Below are 17,529 nucleotides of genomic sequence, written 5' to 3' on the forward strand. Positions count from 1 at the left end.
AAGACTCAAAAATATGAGGGCTCCTTTTAATATCCATTAAACTCATGTTATATCTCGTATCTTTTTAGCGGGTACGCCGCCCCAAATTTCATTATAACCAATGTTTTTTGTCACAACTGAGTTTGCAGCAACAACTGCACCATCACCAATATGTATTCCCTCTCTGATAAATACATTATCACCAAGCCAAACATGGTTCCCAATCAAAATATCTTCTTCTTTTCTAATGTTGGGACCATTTTCATCAGGAGTATATTTCTTAAAATCATGCGTACGCGCCTTAATCTTAACATTGTTTCCAATTGCGCAATATTCACCAATCACTATCTTTGAATTTACACCTGCAAAAAGTTGGCAGTACTCGCCAAGGTATGTCCCCTGAGCAATAAATACATTCTTCTCAATGGTACACAACGAACCAATTCTTGCTTTTGAACTAATACCTTTAACGTTTCTTCGTATAAGCAAGTTGTGAAATTTTATAGCCCGTCGGTACAAAAAGTATGCCACCTCATCGACCAAAGGGATATAGCTAGACTTATAAAAATTCACCTCAAAACTCCATGTACTCGCGCATAGTAAAATAGACTACCATTCCATAAAAGTGTCGAAGTCAAAGTAGCCACTCCAGCTCCTATTAAACCAAGCAACGGAATCAGTACTGCATTTAGAATCATATTAACTAATAGAGAAATTGATATGACTTTCGCAACAAGTTCTTGCGAATCTGTCAGGTTCAATAAATAACCTATTGGACCAAAAGCACTAGACACAACAAAGGTTCCACTCACTATCCATAATACAATGTATGCCAAAGAAAACTCTTCTCCAAATAGCCCTAAAAAAAAATCAGAAAATATAATGAGAAGTAAAGACAATGGAATAGCAGCCATCAGTATTATTTTAACTGAACTATAGTATATCCGTTTAATTTCAAAAGTGTCTTGTTTGACATACGCCTTCGATATTTTGGGCGCAATAAAGCCATTGATTGAAGCCAGTACAAATGTCCCAAGCAGAGAGAGCTTTAAACATGCTGCATATATCCCTACTTGCGTTTCATCAAGGTAATAACTAATCATAAAACTATCCACATTCCCCATTAAAAACATCATTGATGTTGTAAATAACATAGGATACGAATACTTTAATATTTTTCTATCGTATGAAGCTACTCTAAAAATATTCACATGTTTATGGCTCAGGAATCTGTATAAGTGGAACGTCATAACAAACGTAATACCGACCAAGACCATGTAAAGAACCCATACGGGGTCGGGCTTATTACCCAATAAATATATAAAGCCTGCCAATGTAATTAATAAAAGTAAATTCTGTGAAACATTCCTATACAAGGAATAAACCTTCAAATCTTGAAACCCTCTAAATATTTCAGGAATAACATTAAAAAATGTAAACGGAACCATCAACAGAGCCAATGCAAAAATATAGTTCTTTGCATCGAAACTTTTAAAAATATATTGGTCTAATAATGACGAAGCCAGCATGAGGAAAAACATGGATGCAATAGACCCAACAAACAAAAGCTTGAATACTTGTTGAATAAACCCCGCAGCCAATATCTTATCATTTTCAATTTCTGGGATAACCCTCAGCACATACATATCCAAACCCAGTCTCGAAAACACTGTCCCAAAGGTAATCAGTGCCAATACCAGATTAAATACACCTAGGCTTGAAGCACCATAATGCCTAGCAATGATTAAATGCACACCAAAAAGTGAGGCTGCCCCCAATACCTTGAAAATAAAGATAAGTGCAGAGCCTTTTAAAATATCTTTCATATATACAAGTTAGCTCTTCAAAACACCACAAAAATCAAATACTTCTTTAGTCAGCACATCAAAATCATCAAAACCTTTATGTGCAACCAAACACACAATAATATCCGCCTTTTCTACTGCTAAATTAGGAGCTGTAATATCCAAATCTTTATGGTTTTCAATATTCGGTTCTACAGCTAAAACATCCAACCCTTCTTGGATTAAACCTTTGGTAATATAAAGCGCAGGTGACTCCCTCAAATCATCAATATCAGGTTTGAATGCAAGACCCATACATGCAACAACAGGTTTCTTGTTATTCTTAGCTTCAAACACCAAGGCTGCATTTTTAACCTTCTCAATAACCCAATCTGCTTTATAATCATTGGTTCTTCTGGCTTGCTCAATCATTTTGGCTTTGCCGTTCGCCTTATCGACAATAAACCAAGGATCAACGGATATACAATGCCCACCCACCCCACAACCAGGGTTTAAAACATTTACCCTTGGATGCCTATTAGCTAATGCAATCAATTCCCGCGTATCAATATCCAAATCATCACATAACATGGATAATTCGTTAGCAAAAGCAATATTTACATCTCTAAATGAGTTTTCTGTAAGCTTCGCCATTTCAGCAGTTTTCGCATTGGTTTCTAAAACAGTACCTTCCACAAAGGTTCTGTAAAATTCAGCAGCAACCTTTGTCGACTCATCATTTATTCCACCAACCACACGGTCATTTTCAACCAGTTCGCGCATAATATGCCCTGGCAACACACGCTCGGGGGAGTGTGCAATATAGACTTCATTAATATCCACACCTTCATTTTGAAGGACTTGAGCCATTTTATCCGTTGTTCCGACAGGTGAAGTTGATTCCAAAAGAATCAGGTTTCCTTTACGAATATATGGTGCTATCGCCTTTGTAGCTGAAATGACGTAGTCGATATTAGGAATGGGTGAGTTTGTCATTTCATTCATTTTATCATGATGAAATGGTGTTGGTACTGCAATCATAAAGACATCTGCTTCAGCAGGCACCATATTGGCAGTTAATTTTCCAGAGTTCACAGCAGAATGAACAAATGTATCCAATTCTGGCTCAACAATATGAATCTTTCCCTGGTTAATAATATCAACTGCATGTTTATCAACATCTACACCATGCACCCGATAGCCCCTGTTGGCTAATAACGCCGCTGTTGGAAGACCAATATAACCCAACCCAATCATTGTTACTGTAGTTACTTTATTGTTCACGACTTAAAACCTCACAAATTTTCCTAGCAGCCATCCCGTCACCATAAGGGTTGTGGGACTTACTCATTTGTTTATATGCTTCCTGATTGTCTAAAAGCCTAAAGACTTCTGACACGATTTTTTCTTGGTTTGTTCCCACAAGTCGAACCGTGCCAGCATCGACTGCTTCTGGGCGCTCTGTTGTATCCCTCATCACCAAAACAGGTTTGCCAAGCGATGGTGCCTCTTCTTGAATGCCGCCAGAGTCTGTCAAAATAAGATATGACTCCTTCATCAGCCACACAAATGGCAAGTAGTCCTGAGGTTCAATCAAGTGAATATTTGAACAATCACCAATAATACGTTTCACAGGTTCTTGCACATTGGGGTTCAAATGTACAGGGTATACAATTTCCACATTGTCATGCTTCGCTATTTCTAACAAAGCATGACAAATACTCTCAAAACCCATCCCGAAATTTTCTCTTCTATGACCCGTAACTAAAATCATCCTTTTCTGTTTTTGTAAAAAGGAAAAATGCTTACCAATATTAGCATTAAGGTATGAATCTGCATCAAGCCTTTGAACCACATTAAGTAAAGCATCAATAACTGTGTTCCCGGTAACCACAATAGAGGATTCAGAGCAACCTTCCGACAAGAGGTTTTCTTTAGCTACTTGTGTTGGTGCAAAATGTATTGTTGCAAGCCTGCCCACCAGCCGTCTGTTCATTTCTTCGGGCCAAGGTGAATAAATGTCATTCGTCCTAAGTCCAGCCTCTACATGTGCAACGGGAACTTTCGCATAAAACGCGGCTAAGCTGGCTGCCATTGCTGTCGAAGTATCACCGTGAACAACAACAAAGTCGGGCCTCCACTCGCTCAACACATCACGCATACCAACCAGAACACGGTTGGTGATATCGGTAAGGTCTTGCCCTGACTTCATTAAGTTTAAATCATATTCGGGTACGATTTTAAAAAGATTAAGTACCTGATCTAACATCTCTCTGTGCTGTGCTGTAACACAAACCTTAACTTCAATGGCTTGGTGAGCGGCAAGAAGGTTAATCACAGGTGCCATTTTTATTGCTTCAGGTCGTGTTCCAAAAACTGCAAGTATCTTTCTCATTAAACTAGCCTCTCTTTAAGGCAATAGCTCATAATGCCCCCTTCCATAAATACCATCTTCACCTAAATATTCCCCCACTTGCACTTCAATCATTTGTAAATACAAAAGGGGTCAGAGCCCTTTTGTTGTATCTCGGTTTTATTCATGGCTCAGCACCCTTCCATCGATGCCCTTCCATATTTACAACACATACTAACGATCATTATTTTTCTGCAAAGCAGCATAAGCGACCTTGGCAAACTGAAAGCATTAGGGTCAGGTCTTGTTTCGCGGATATTATGCTTAAACCACCCATAAATTTTTCTTCTTTTCCGTGTTTAACCCTCAATACAGCTAAATTGAATGCAGCAGCTATTTTATTGTCTGAAACCGCCAGTACATCATTAAACATATCTGCTCGCAAAAGCTTCCACCGCACGAAGTGTAGCAAGCAACTCACCTGCAAGAGAGAAAGCCTTATTTAAAATCGCAGCCTGCATGTCTGGGTCATCAGGGTATTCATGTGAAAACGCATTGCGCATTTCTCGCAACATCAGCCACTGCTCTGCCGAAGGAATAGCACCAATTTTCTCCAAACGATTCAGCTTATCAACAAAAGCATCCAGCCCACCAGGTTCTTTTGCCAAATCCAATACTGTAGGAAACAGCTTTGCCCCCATCACATCCTGAAGTTTCGCAAAACGCACAGTAAACTGATCTAGAATTGCCATCTCAACATCTGTCAACTGCCCCAAAGTATCTGCTGAAAAAGGTAAATGCTTTTCCATCGCCTGCATTGCCCAAACCAACCTATCAGCATGACGCTGGCAGATACTTAATGTTTCAGTATATACAGTAGACTTCACAACAACATTTCCCCTGTTTCTTTCGCAATCTGATATATGGGTAAACCCGCATCATGCTTACGCCTATTCAACACAACATCAATCTTTTGTTCGCCCAACACCCTGTGCATTTCAAGCAGAAACTTTAACTTGGCATCAACAAGTGCAGTAGCATCCTGTATCTTCGGCTCAATATACAAATCAATATCGCCACCCCTTTGTCCATCATCAACCCGAGAACCAAAAAGCCACACATGCGAACCTTCCCCGAAAAACATAGGCACCTTTTGCTGAATCTGCGAAACTTGAAATGCAGTTAAGCGCATAAAAACACCACATTCATCATTTCAAGTACCAAGCCACAGTTTTAAAGCACTAGGGGTCAGGGCTTGATTCGCGCTTTTAATCACAATTTGATTCAGCTTATCTATTAATGATTTTCTATAGCTAAAACACATACTAACGATCATTATTTTTCTGCAAAGCAGCATAAGCGACCTTGGCAAACTGTGTGAAGTCACCCAAATGGTATTGGCAAATAGCATACATCACCTGCCAATCTATTGCCTCATATTGATGCACGGCAACATTCCGAAAGCCAACAGATTTCCGCATACGCTCAGCAAGCTTTTCATCCAAATGACCATGTTGTGCCAACGCATCAAACATGCCACCCATGGTATTCGGTGCTGATATTTCTTCCAAACTTGCAATCCAATGCGCTGCAATATCAACACTTAACTGCACTGCTCGCGTCAAATTCAATGTGATAATATCTTGTAGGTCTACATCATTCATCAACTGAGCAACATCCTGTGGACATTTCTCCTCAATTCTCAATAAACACTTGCGTAAAGACTCTAGCTTTTCTTCAACAACTAACCTATCCATGCAGCCCTCCGCGCATCCAAAATACGCTGGCGATATGGCATAAAATCAGCTTGTTCAAAAACATGCTGGCTAAGTAAATTGCCAAACATCGTCGCATTGCCAACAAGCTGCTTTCCATGCAACACGATTTGCCCCAACAAAGGCTCTCCAACCACCTTAAGATCAACCAAATCTACAGCGCGGCCCATCACAAGCGCAATATCTTCAACCATACGTATCTTTTCATCGACATCCAACACATGATCCAAAGCAACTGCCAAGTCAACATCACTCTCTGCATGTGCTTGCCCACGAGCCAATGAGCCAAAAAGAATAGCTTGCTGAATTTCGGGATGTTGTTGCAAATATTGCAGCAATGGCTTGTATGTTTGCTGTGCAACATGCTGCGTCATATGCTCATTCCCTCCCATAAATATCATCAAATCGCTCAATATCATCTTCACCCAAATATTCCCCCACTTGCACTTCAATCATTTGCAAAGGTATTTTTCCTTTATTGGCAAGCCTGTGTTTTTCACCAATGGGGATATAGGTACTTTCATTTTTTGCTACGGTAAACACATCATCATTACGCGTGACGGTTGCGGTACCAGAGACAACAATCCAATGCTCAGAGCGATGCTGATGGCGCTGCAGACTTAAACTTGCACCAGGCTCCACCACAATACGCTTCATTTTATAACCTTCAGCATTTTCCAATACCGTATAACTGCCCCAAGGGCGTTTGACGGTTACATGCTCAAGAAGCTCTGTGCCGCTTGTATGTTTAAGCGCTGCCACCACTTCTCTCACCCGCTGACTTTCACCTTTGGGGCATAATAAAATGGCATCGGGTGTTTCCACAGCAATGATGTCTCTAAGCCCAACTGCTGCAATCAAACGCGATTCACTGCGCAACAAACTATGCTCACAATCAATCGCAATCACATGCCCGCTCACAGCATTGTTTGCCTCATCCTTATCCGCAATATCAAACACTGCATCCCAGCTGCCCACATCTGACCAACCCATGGATACAGGCACCATCACCACATTATCCGATGTCTCTAACACGGCATAATCAATTGAAATCGAAGGCATATCCTTAAATTGATGCCGCACCACTTCTTGCCAAGCTTCACCCTCAACCCAAGCTTGTTGCATGGCTTGCAATACAACATCAATCTTTGGCTGATACTTTTGAAGCTCAGCTAAAATCACCGATGCTTTCCAGACAAACATGCCTGAATTCCAAAAATAACCGCCCTCATCCAAGAATGTTTTAGCTGTTTTCAAATCAGGTTTTTCCGTGAACCGTTTCACTGGCAAAGCTGTGTCTGCATGCGACATTTCAGCTTGGATATAGCCAAAACCTGTATCTGGATGCTCTGGCACAATGCCAAAAGTGACCAACTTACCCTGCTCTGCAGCGGCAATAGCTTGATCTAAAGCTTGGTGAAAGGCTGGGATATCTTGAATAATATGATCTGCTGGCAATACCAACATGACGGGATCATCACCATCTTTTTGCAACAAAGCCGCAGCTAGGGCTATGGCAGGTGCAGTATCTCTTGCACAAGGCTCAAGAATGGTATGCAAATGATCCAATTCTGAGAATGCTTCACCCGTGGCATGAGCTTCATTGGTCACCACCCATACATCACCTTGCTTAATTTTAGGCGACAACCGTGAAATGGTGGCTGCAAGCAATGAGTCTTCACCTGTCAGCTTTAAAAACTGCTTGGGTAATTGCTGCCTAGACATGGGCCACAAACGTGTACCTGAACCACCTGCAAGCACTACAGCTTGGTATTTATGCACGGGTTTGCTCCTCTTCTTTGCAATCCTCTTCTTTGCGTTTTCTTAAACCCTCTTGAATAAAAACAAACACAACCGCCAGGAACCCAACCACAAATCCTGTGAGCAACACAATGATAGAACGTTTGGGTTTGATTTTTTCATCGGGAACCACGGCGGAATCAATCACCCGAAACACATAATCTTTTTGTGTATTGGCTAACATGGTTTGTTTTTGTTCAGCGGAAATTAACTCAAACAAAGCTTGTCGATTTTCCGCAATTTGGGTTTCAGCCAATGCATCATTCAAATACTTCAACTTTTGTTCACTTTGCAAAATGGCCTGCTCTCGCAAATAAGCATTGATGCGTGTCACCAACTTCGTTACCCATACCGTTGCCAATTCAGGGTCTTCCCAGTCTATCGATAATCTCACCAAACCCGAGTCTTTATCGACATTCACTGCCAATATGCCGCCCTCCACCAAAAGCCGCCAAGCATCCCAAAGCGACGGTTGGTCTTCTGGGTCTTCGGCTATCCATTGTTTTTTTTCAGCATCCCAATCATCTGCAAAAAGAATGGGCATCAGCTTTTCATCTTTCACAAAACCCCAAATAAACTCTCGCGACTTTAATACAGCAATATTTTCTTCCATGGAGCTACTGCCGCCCAAGGATACGCCCGCCAATGAAGCAATACCGCCCAAACCACCCAACATCGAGGATAAACCACCTTGGCTTTCTTCACCACCCACAGGTGCCAACAATGTTTCAGCTCTATAAATATTGGGCATGGTCAACGAAATACCTGCTGCCAATATTGCAGCCAAGAAAGCCGATGCAAAAATAAACACACGTTTCTTCCAAATAAGCTGCCAATATTCTAATAAATCAATCTCATCTTCCTCATAGGGCATACCATACATGGCTTGCAGCATACGTGGATCTAAGATTGGTGATTCAGCATTGGTTTGTTCATTTTGTTTACGCATTAAAATATACCAATCGTTTTCATAGAAGCCAAACCAACACCGACTTGCATCAGCACACGCGACCAGTCTAGGGTGCTATCCAATAAGCTAAACTGCTCAAGCTTTTCAGGCACTATAATCGCATCACCAGGGTGAATATATGTACTACCCCAAGCGCTCGCTCGTTCCACAAACCCATTGGCTCGCACCACATATACCCTATCTTCATCAGCAAAACGCGTCATACCACCAGCGGCACCCACATAATCTTCAAGATCATACTTCTTACGATATAATAATGCTGTCGTGTTATACACCTGACCAACCACCATCACTTGATCAGGTTTCTTGGGCACATAAAGTTGATCACCATCACGCAGGGTTAAGTTAAAATCACTTTTCTTCAGCTTACGAATGTCTTCAAGTTTGATGACCAAACGACCTAGAGCTTTGGTTGCTTTCATTTGCTCCAACACCCGTTTTGCAGCCAGTAACGCAGCTTGTTTATGTTTGATCAACTGTGCATCACCCAAGGAAGCAATGGCTTGTTCTTCTTGTGCAATCTCTACTTCCATACGTGATGTCATTTCATCAATTTGTTTTTGTTGTTCTTGCCGAATAGATTCGCGGGTAAACACAGCCGCTTTCAAATAGGCTTTATCTGAAAAACCGCCACTTCGTTCAATCAAATCAGAAAGTTTTTCACCATCCTCTACAGGGTAAGAACCAGGGTATAAAAACTCCCCTGCCAATGTCACATGCTCAGATGCCCGCCAATTACTCACCTGCCGAATCGTCACCACATCATGCGCCTGTAACATTATATTCGCAGACTCATCACCAGCCAATGCTTTAGCCAAATCTACATCAAAGTGTTTAGACTCACGCGCTTTGCCATCTATAATATCAAACCTTGTGATTTCCACCTTACCAAGCATAGCCTTTTCTGTCACACCACCAGCTGCAAACACCAAGTCTGTTAAGCGCATGCCTGTATCCACAAAGGTGTATTCTTTCGGATTCATCACTTCGCCTGTGATTTGCACACTATATTTACGCTTTTTCTCCCAAACCGAATGAACGACCAAACGATCCAAATCCTGCAAGTCTAAGTTTGCCGCTTTATCACCTTGCATCACTTGATCTAACGATACCTTCAACATAGAAACATCATGGGTATTAGGATTGGTGCGATAAAGCTCAACTTTACCCAAAGAAGCATCCCTAAGCAGCCCACCTGCGGCAAGCACAAGATCAAGCATACGCATATTCTTCTTCAAGGCATAATCGCCTGGTGTTTGCACACTGCCCACCACTTTTACTTTGGGTGCTATGCGGAAGTGTGAACGATGAAAAATAAATACTTTATCACGCGGTTTTAACAATACATTATCATCACCACCTTGTGTTAATAAAGCACGCACATTAAAGCGAAGAAGCTCTGGCTCACGGTTTCCTTCTGCTTCTCGCTCAATCAAACCATAATCCATAAATGTTTCTGGTAATAATGCCTGCTCATTCTTCACAAGGTCTTTGAGATGCATACCTTGTTTCCAAGCATATTTACCAGGACGTTTCACATTACCAATCAACATGACGGGGTTTTCTTCAAAATCCAATGATGAAAATACCTTGATCACATCACCATTTTGCACCACTGTTTTTAAACCTTTGCCATACAAAGTAAAACTTTTGACCGATTTATTGCCTGTGTCGTTAATACGCTCCAATAAAGCTTCTTCATGATAGGCTTTGGGTAAAAAACCACCTGCCAAATGAACCATAGCTGCAACATTTGTGCGACCCTTGAGCTCATAAATCGCAGGGCGAACCACCGCTCCAGCAATACTTGCCGTTTTCCCAATCGGGGGAACAAACACAACATCACCAGGTAACAGCCGCACATCTTTACTGGTATCACCGTTAAGCAAAAAGTCATATAAGTCTAAAGTGGATACTAACTTCCCTTGACGTTTCAATTGAACTCGGCGCAACGACCCTATTTTTTTCACGCCACCTGATACAAACAGCGCATGGGATAAGGTCGCCAACCCACTCACCACATACGAACCAGGGCGCTCAACTTCACCCAATGCAAACACGCGAATAGAGCGCAACTTACCCATAGACACACTGGCTGACACACCAACCATTTTATCGCCAACTTGTTCAGCAAGGAAAGCTTTGGCTTCTGAAAAGCTTAAACCTGCCAAAGTGAGTGGCCCAATATTAGGAAACGCGACACTACCTTCACGATCGACAACCAAAGTAAACACATCATTCTGTTGTCCGAAAAGCTGAATTTCTAGCTCATCACCAGGACCTAAAACATATTCTGCAGGAACAGGCACATCTGTAGCTGGCGCAAAGGTGGTCGGTGCACCTGCAAACAAGTCATACCCAAATTGCTTGAGGTTATTGGTATTCACTTGTAGTGGTTTTGATTCCCGAACAAAATCAGAAAACGCACGTTTAAGCTCTATTTTATCAGCACCTTGCTGACCACCAGTTTTTTCAATTGGCATTTCAACTTGTGAAGACTGTGCAACATCTTGTTCAATTTTTTTCGCATCTGCGCTTTTAACGGGTCCTGACTCCAATATCCCCCTACCCACGGCACGAGGCGCAACAGTTTCAGGATTCGTGATAGCAACTGAAGAAGGTTTACTCGGAATATTCACACCGTATTGTTTAGCCAGCGATGCTTTATCTTGGGGCGACAACTGCTCCACCATACGCAATTGATCTGCTGACAAACTTGCGCCATGCGCATTTGCCATCGACACCAAACCCATGGTGATGAAAAAAAACAAACGAATTATATTTTGCATTAAAAAGAACCCTAACCCCATGATGAAATAACTATTTGCCAACATCCTATGGAATAGTATTCCATCGTCAATAAAGCAAGAAAAATATATTAGAAAAATTCAACAATGCTAAAGTCGAACAAGATTTAAAACCAAGGAAATTCCGGTTTTCATACCTGAAGTTCATGGCATAACCTTATAACACAACGATAAAATCTTAATCTTTTTTGATAATTTCTACATCAATCACTTCAACATTAGGGTAACGCTTATGGTGTTTGCCCGAAACATCCATGTGGTGTGGGAAAGGTTTATATGTTTTACCTATCAACCAGCGCCGAATAGCTGGCACCAAAAGTAAAAAACCCAATGTATCACTAATAAACCCTGGAATAAAAAGCATCACCCCAGCAATCACCAACATCACGCCATGCATCCCCTGCTCAGCAAGCTCATGCTGACGCATACTTTGCCGTGCTTTAAGCAAGGTTTGAATACCTTGAATACGAATCAATAAGCCGCCGATAATTGCAGTGAATAAACAAAGGGCAATGGTCGTCAAACCACCAATACCACGACCTACTTCAATGAGAACATAAAGTTCTAAAAGGGGTAACAACACAAATAAAAGAAAGAAAATACGCATCATAAGCTATGTATACGGCCACCACCAACATAATGCAAGCTTTGGCCTATCTAAAAGTGGCATCACTATTGCTTTTTGACTGATTACTCCATCCTTCAACGACATATAGGAACCAACAATTATGAAAAGCAAAACTTTAGATAAAAATCTTTTATATTACCATATTGAATGGATTTTAATGCATCCAAGGTTTGGTTTTTTGATGATAGGTTTGGTTGCTTTATCTTTTACGCATGAACCTTGGTTGGCAGCCATTTTATTTACCATTTTTGTTGTTGAAATTGGTGCCCGTATTACCATTATGTTACATAAAACACGAACCAACCCTTACCGCACATCGCTGAATCGAAAAATTGACGGTTTATTTCTTATACTTGATATCATTGGTGTTGCCTCCTTATTGATTACGATTTTTGACATTCCATTCCAAGCAGAAGATGCTGCCTTGGTGCGTGTTTTACGCGCTGTATATTTAATGCGAACCTTACGTGTTTTCCGTTATTTTGACCTAGAAAGTGCGATGTATTCACCTACTTATGGCATGTTTACCTCACTCATCATCATGGTTTCTTTCTTTGCCACCCATACGCTGATGTGGGTGATTATTATCTTCTTCGCTGTCGAGTTATCATTACGCTACCTTATCATGCGAAACATGAGCTTTGAAACACGCAAAGAAAAAAACTTGGAATGGTTTTTTTGGTGGTTGGACGTGATTGCAACCTTTGTGATGATACCTGCCTTTGCCATTATCCCCTACGGTGGCGCTTTAAGAATGATGCGTCTTGTCCGCCTTTTACGCCCATGGTTAGTGATTATTCGCAATTTAAAAGATGTGATGCGCGAAGGGCAATTTATGCAGGAAATCAACCTGATTGTTTTGGTACTTGCCGTAATTTCTATCGCTGGCGGCATTTTTGGTAAATTCTTACTCCCCGGTTTTGATTTTACCCAAGATGGTACGGTTGACCCGCAAGATGACAGCATGATTGCTCGCATTTGGTTTGCTTTCCGTCTCTTTACTGACCCCGGAAACTCTGTCGCCTACCCTGACAATGCATCCATTGCTATCTTCTCGATTGTCGCCGTTGTGATTGGTGTATTCATCTTCGCTTTCTTTATTGGTATTGGTGCCAGCATTGTTTCCGACTTGATGACAAAACTACGCAATGAACGTCTCGCCGTCACCCGACACATGGTCATGATTGGTTGGAGTGATGTTGCGCCCTATATTATTACACATCTAAGATTGGTATCTGAACGTTCTTTTTCCAAACTTAAATTGGTCTTATTACAAGAGAGTGATGAGATGCACGATACCCTACTTGAAGAAAAATGGGTCACCTACCGCACAGGAAACAGCAAACAACTTGAAGACCTCAAACGCGTCAACCTATCTGCTGCTCGCCAAGCTTTGGTATTAATCCCTGATGACAAAAGCACCGCCGAAACCTTATCCGAAAGTTTCTTTTCTTTATTGGCTATTCGCAAAATGCACCCTGATATTTATTTAAGCATTGCGATGCCAGGCATGAGTGAACCTAGGATATCTGAACATCAACATATGTTACAAGTCGGCTGGGATGACCAAGGTCAATACAGTAAACCAACCGTGATTTTGTCTGCTGCGGACTTTCGTGCCAATGCCTTTAAAAACATTCTACAATACAGTGATTTTGACCAAGTTGTTAGCCGCTTAATGATTCCTGAAAGAACGGAAGAATCGGCGATGCAAGTTTGCGAATGGTCTGCTGAAATACGGCAACAACATGGGCAAACACTGCTTTTTACCCCCGATGGACAACATAGCTCCAATATCATTCAAGCCGCAAAAGACTTGTTAAAACGTGGGGTTATTTTATTGGCAATCATTGATGACAACTGGAAAATCCAACCCATTTATCAACTGCCTACTGCCGAAAGAACTGTGGTCAAAGCTGTGGTTGGCATTGCTATCAATGAAAATGCGCTGCATGGCGAACTGCATTATGTGTTACATCGCCCTGAAGCTGCTCAAGAAGCAACAGATGAAACCTTTCATATTAGCTTACATCGCCCTGTAACAGAGCTGCGTTTACTCATCACTGGCTGGGTAGATAGTCTACCTTTATTGCTTAAACGGTTAATGCCTGATTACCAACATATCGAAGTTGTTTTATTGGACAACTTACCTGAAGAGAAACTTATGGATGAGAAGGCTTACCTTCAACGACGTTTAAGCGAACAAAGCGGCGGCGATAAAATATCCATTTCAGTACAGGCTTGGGATTTCTCAGATATGGAAGTGTTACGCGATTATGTAAAAACATTTACACACATAATTTTATCCCAACCCCAAGCATCTGAGCAAGAGCCATACACCGTGATTTCAACCATGTTGTCCCATATGATTAGCATGATTCATACAGAACAATCACGACCTAAAATTTACCCCGTATTATCAGACCGCAACCAAGCGCGGCTTCTTCAAGAGGAGTTGGACAGATTCACCTTGCCTACCGAAGTGCACCTTGTGGTACCTGATGAGTTTTATGGTGCTTATGTCGCCCATACCAGCTTCCATATGTACACAGCAGAAAATGATGATGTATACCAAATGAAGCGGGTATTACGCCATGTGATTCATGATCTCATGTCTGAAGATGGTAACCATGATGCGCTAGAGCTCTACACCATGGATGTGCATCAAACATTACCCGATGAACCCGAAGCACTTTATGCCTCTTTATTAAAACAAGGTTTTATTTGGATTGGTTACCGCCTCAATCATGCTTTCTCTTGGGATGACCCTCTGCAAAATATGATTCGCAGTGTTTTTCCAAGGGAAGGTGATTTTCATTGCTTACGCCAACATCAAATTATCATCAATCCTTTTGGCAATCCTATCTCTAGACGCTCTTGGGAGTTTAACAGGCATGATATTGCCGAGCTGATTGTGATTGGGGCAAACATTACCCCTGATACGGAAAAAAGTTCCCCTACCAACGCATGAATCACACCTAAACTGTTGAAAACAAAGGGTTGTCATCATGGCACCCCTTCTGCTTTAACCATGGTATGATAAATACCAATAACATATCCACAGAAGCTAGCGCTGGCACAAACAGCATCAGCCAAGGTAAACATCAAGGCGCTAAAACAAACAAAACTTTATTCTCAACTTTGTTGGCTATGTTACAAAAAGGTGCCCCCCAGGGTTCTGCTAAACAAACTGTGCAACAAGGTAGTCATAAAAATACAGTTTTATCCACATCAGAAGGCAAAACCAAAAACCAGTCTTTAACCAATCAACAAGGCAACAAAAACTTACAACACAGCTTAAGCCAAACCAGTAACATAGATGCAAAAATTAAACATATTTTACAACAGGCTAAAAACACGGGTTCAACAGATAAAAAAGAGCTAAGCAGTAAAAATTCACAACATGCTTTAACACAAACGAACATTACACAAACAGCAAATAAAAATCGGCAACACAGTTTGCTTCAAACAGATGAAACACAAACCGTAAATAAAAATCTACAGTACATCTTGCAACAAAACCATGATACGCAAACTGCCGATAAAAATGTACAATACATTTTAGCACAAGCTGACAAAACATCTGTCACAACTAAAGGTTTAACCAACACATTCACTCAGGACACACCTACAAATACCAACAATGTTGATGCCAGCGATGCCATTGCATCCGTACAAGAAACGCGGGTTACACCATTGTTTATCAATACCCCTAAAAGTGGTGGTGCTGTCGCTGAACAACAAACCAAACAAACCAGCCGTGTAACATCCCAAACCACGACCCCAAATATTTCATCCGAACAAATTTCATCCGCACAAACAACACCAGAACTTTTAGCCGAAGCTTCAAACAAAAAAAATCAGGCTTCCCAAAATATAACACAGCAACATACAGAACGTTTTGCTGCCACCATGCAAAACGCATCACAAAACAAAACGGGTGAACAGTCGTTAAGCATGCAACAAAACAAACAGATTGAACAACAAATCACAACACAACAAACGGCATCGCAACAAACCAATCCAATCAACACGGGTTCAGAGCAAGCCAACGATGGCATCAAAACAAGCCAAGCTGCCATTGCAGCCGTCCAACAGCGCACAAGTAGTCAAACACAACAAACACAATCAACAAACACAAATACTGTTGCTGCGACTAGTCCCAATGCAATCAGTATGGCAGCAGCGGACAACAATGCAGCATCACAACAGGATTTAAACTCCAATCAACGTGATGCCGACATGTCTTTATTGGACGCTACAAAAACGGACAATAAAAATGCCAAAGGTTTGGATTTCCAGGCGCAACTTGCCTATAAATCACAGCGTACATTTACCCCCGCAGACACCATGTTGGAAATTGTAAAATCTGCCAAAACGGGTAATACAAGCTTAGAGCTACAGCTAGAACCTGCCAATTTGGGTAAAGTACAGGTTTCCATCCAAATTGATCAAGCCAAACACATACAAGTGGTATTTACCGTTGACCAAGCCGCCTCAAAACAAGCGCTTGAACAACAAATGCCACAACTAAGGCTGGCCATGGCACAACAAGGTTTAGATTTGGGAAGTTTTTCCATGCAGATGAACCAGCAAGGCGGACAGCAACAAGGTGGTAACCAGCAGGCATCCAACACTAGCACAACCGGTAATGCTCTAGATGCCACCATACTTACCCATTCCAATGACGAACAAAATACAAGAATAGGCGTGAACCTCGCAGCACAAGGTCACCTCAGTATCTTAGCATAGGAGAATTACAATGCCTTTAGAAATTTCATCAACATATGGTGCACAACCCGCCCCCGCGCCAAGTGGCACACAAAACTTAGGAACCAAAGAAGTTTTCCTTAAAATGCTGGTTGCGCAAATGGAAAACCAAGACCCTTTAAACCCCACGGATTCTTCACAAATGTCCTCACAACTAGCGCAGTTCAATATGGTAGAACAACAAATTGATACCAATAAGTATTTGCAACAAATGGCAGCAAGCCAAGGTGGTTCTAGCAGTAATTTGGATACAGCCTCAGCGGGTTATTTAGGTCGCACAGTAATGATTAACGAAAGTAATATTCAGTATACAGGAACAAACCAACCCTTTAACGCTAGTTTGGATAATAATGCCAGCAATGTATATATCACCATCAGTGATAGTTTGGGCACACCTGTTCGTAATATGTCTTTATCTGCAATGCCTGCGGGTGATCAGCAACTTAGTTGGGATGGTAAAGATGATTTCGGCAACCCTGTCTCAGTGGGCGACTACAAAATTGATATTGCCGCCTTTGATGCTACAGGCCAAGCCGTGACCGCATCGATTCAACGCTCAGGTGTTGTTGATGCCGTTCGTATGACTTCTGCAGGCATACAACTCATTGTCGGTGGAACACCAACCAGCATTGCCAATGTCACAGAAGTAAGAGTTTAATTTTT

Annotated in this window: 16 protein-coding genes; 3 read left to right on the plus strand and 13 right to left on the minus strand. The window is 41.5% G+C overall.

The features are described 5' to 3' along the window. Positions 1–42 precede the first annotated feature (42 nt). From DM09_RS07625 to DM09_RS07685, 13 genes are all read right to left on the minus strand, one after another. Positions 43–552, minus strand: coding sequence for an acyltransferase (locus tag DM09_RS07625; RefSeq protein WP_051938300.1), 510 nt, complete (start codon positions 550–552; stop codon positions 43–45). Continuing rightward, entirely contained in the window at positions 549–1,805 is a 1,257-nt protein-coding gene (locus DM09_RS07630; RefSeq protein ID WP_038249443.1) for a flippase, read from the minus strand. Before DM09_RS07630 ends, DM09_RS07625 begins: the two co-directional genes overlap by 4 nt. 9 nt (positions 1,806–1,814) lie before the next feature. Then, positions 1,815–3,047 carry a UDP-N-acetyl-D-mannosamine dehydrogenase gene (wecC, locus tag DM09_RS07635; RefSeq protein ID WP_038249447.1) on the minus strand — a complete coding sequence of 411 codons (1,233 nt, stop codon included), beginning with the start codon at positions 3,045–3,047 and terminating at the stop codon, positions 1,815–1,817. Continuing rightward, a complete protein-coding gene (gene wecB, locus DM09_RS07640; protein WP_038249450.1) occupies positions 3,037–4,158 on the minus strand; it encodes a non-hydrolyzing UDP-N-acetylglucosamine 2-epimerase in 1,122 nt (373 codons plus the stop codon). Before wecB ends, wecC begins: the two co-directional genes overlap by 11 nt. A gap of 202 nt (positions 4,159–4,360) precedes the next feature. After that, positions 4,361–4,549 carry a hypothetical protein gene (locus DM09_RS07645; protein ID WP_038249453.1) on the minus strand — a complete coding sequence of 63 codons (189 nt, stop codon included), beginning with the start codon at positions 4,547–4,549 and terminating at the stop codon, positions 4,361–4,363. Continuing rightward, the gene (locus tag DM09_RS07650; RefSeq protein ID WP_051938301.1) at positions 4,542–5,003 is read right to left on the minus strand and encodes a hypothetical protein; all 462 of its coding nucleotides are present in this window, start codon (positions 5,001–5,003) and stop codon (positions 4,542–4,544) included. The genes DM09_RS07645 and DM09_RS07650 overlap by 8 nt, the downstream gene beginning before the upstream one ends. After that, positions 5,000–5,308 (minus strand): nucleotidyltransferase domain-containing protein, encoded by a 309-nt coding sequence (locus DM09_RS07655; protein ID WP_038249456.1) that lies wholly within the window; start codon positions 5,306–5,308, stop codon positions 5,000–5,002. The genes DM09_RS07650 and DM09_RS07655 overlap by 4 nt, the downstream gene beginning before the upstream one ends. A 133-nt stretch (positions 5,309–5,441) precedes the next feature. After that, positions 5,442–5,873, minus strand: coding sequence for a type VII toxin-antitoxin system HepT family RNase toxin (gene hepT / locus DM09_RS07660; protein ID WP_038249459.1), 432 nt, complete (start codon positions 5,871–5,873; stop codon positions 5,442–5,444). Beyond that, the gene (gene mntA, locus DM09_RS07665; protein WP_099098495.1) at positions 5,861–6,265 is read right to left on the minus strand and encodes a type VII toxin-antitoxin system MntA family adenylyltransferase antitoxin; all 405 of its coding nucleotides are present in this window, start codon (positions 6,263–6,265) and stop codon (positions 5,861–5,863) included. The genes hepT and mntA overlap by 13 nt, the downstream gene beginning before the upstream one ends. Before the next feature lie 4 nt (positions 6,266–6,269). Further along, a complete protein-coding gene (locus DM09_RS07670; RefSeq protein WP_038249462.1) occupies positions 6,270–7,673 on the minus strand; it encodes a mannose-1-phosphate guanylyltransferase/mannose-6-phosphate isomerase in 1,404 nt (467 codons plus the stop codon). After that, positions 7,666–8,640: a Wzz/FepE/Etk N-terminal domain-containing protein gene (locus DM09_RS07675; RefSeq protein WP_038249475.1), complete on the minus strand. Its 975-nt coding sequence runs from the start codon at positions 8,638–8,640 to the stop codon at positions 7,666–7,668. Before DM09_RS07675 ends, DM09_RS07670 begins: the two co-directional genes overlap by 8 nt. Continuing rightward, a complete protein-coding gene (locus tag DM09_RS07680) occupies positions 8,640–11,450 on the minus strand; it encodes an SLBB domain-containing protein (protein ID WP_038249477.1) in 2,811 nt (936 codons plus the stop codon). Before DM09_RS07680 ends, DM09_RS07675 begins: the two co-directional genes overlap by 1 nt. Positions 11,451–11,646: 196 nt before the next feature. After that, on the minus strand, positions 11,647–12,078 hold the full coding sequence (locus tag DM09_RS07685; RefSeq protein WP_038249480.1) for an FxsA family protein: 432 nt from the start codon (positions 12,076–12,078) through the stop codon (positions 11,647–11,649). Positions 12,079–12,196: 118 nt separating this feature from the next. On the opposite strand from DM09_RS07685, the gene DM09_RS07690 reads away from it, so the two are divergent. The 3 genes from DM09_RS07690 (at position 12,197) to DM09_RS07700 (ending at position 17,524) form a co-directional block, all read left to right on the plus strand. Further along, entirely contained in the window at positions 12,197–15,067 is a 2,871-nt protein-coding gene (locus tag DM09_RS07690; protein ID WP_038249482.1) for an ion transporter, read from the plus strand. Positions 15,068–15,132: 65 nt separating this feature from the next. After that, positions 15,133–16,848: a flagellar hook-length control protein FliK gene (locus DM09_RS07695; protein ID WP_038249484.1), complete on the plus strand. Its 1,716-nt coding sequence runs from the start codon at positions 15,133–15,135 to the stop codon at positions 16,846–16,848. Positions 16,849–16,858: 10 nt separating this feature from the next. Then, the gene (locus DM09_RS07700) at positions 16,859–17,524 is read left to right on the plus strand and encodes a flagellar hook assembly protein FlgD (protein ID WP_038249486.1); all 666 of its coding nucleotides are present in this window, start codon (positions 16,859–16,861) and stop codon (positions 17,522–17,524) included. The last annotated feature ends 5 nt before the right edge of the window (positions 17,525–17,529 follow it).

The organism is Ghiorsea bivora (assembly GCF_000744415.1).
Taxonomy (GTDB): domain Bacteria; phylum Pseudomonadota; class Zetaproteobacteria; order Mariprofundales; family Mariprofundaceae; genus Ghiorsea; species Ghiorsea bivora.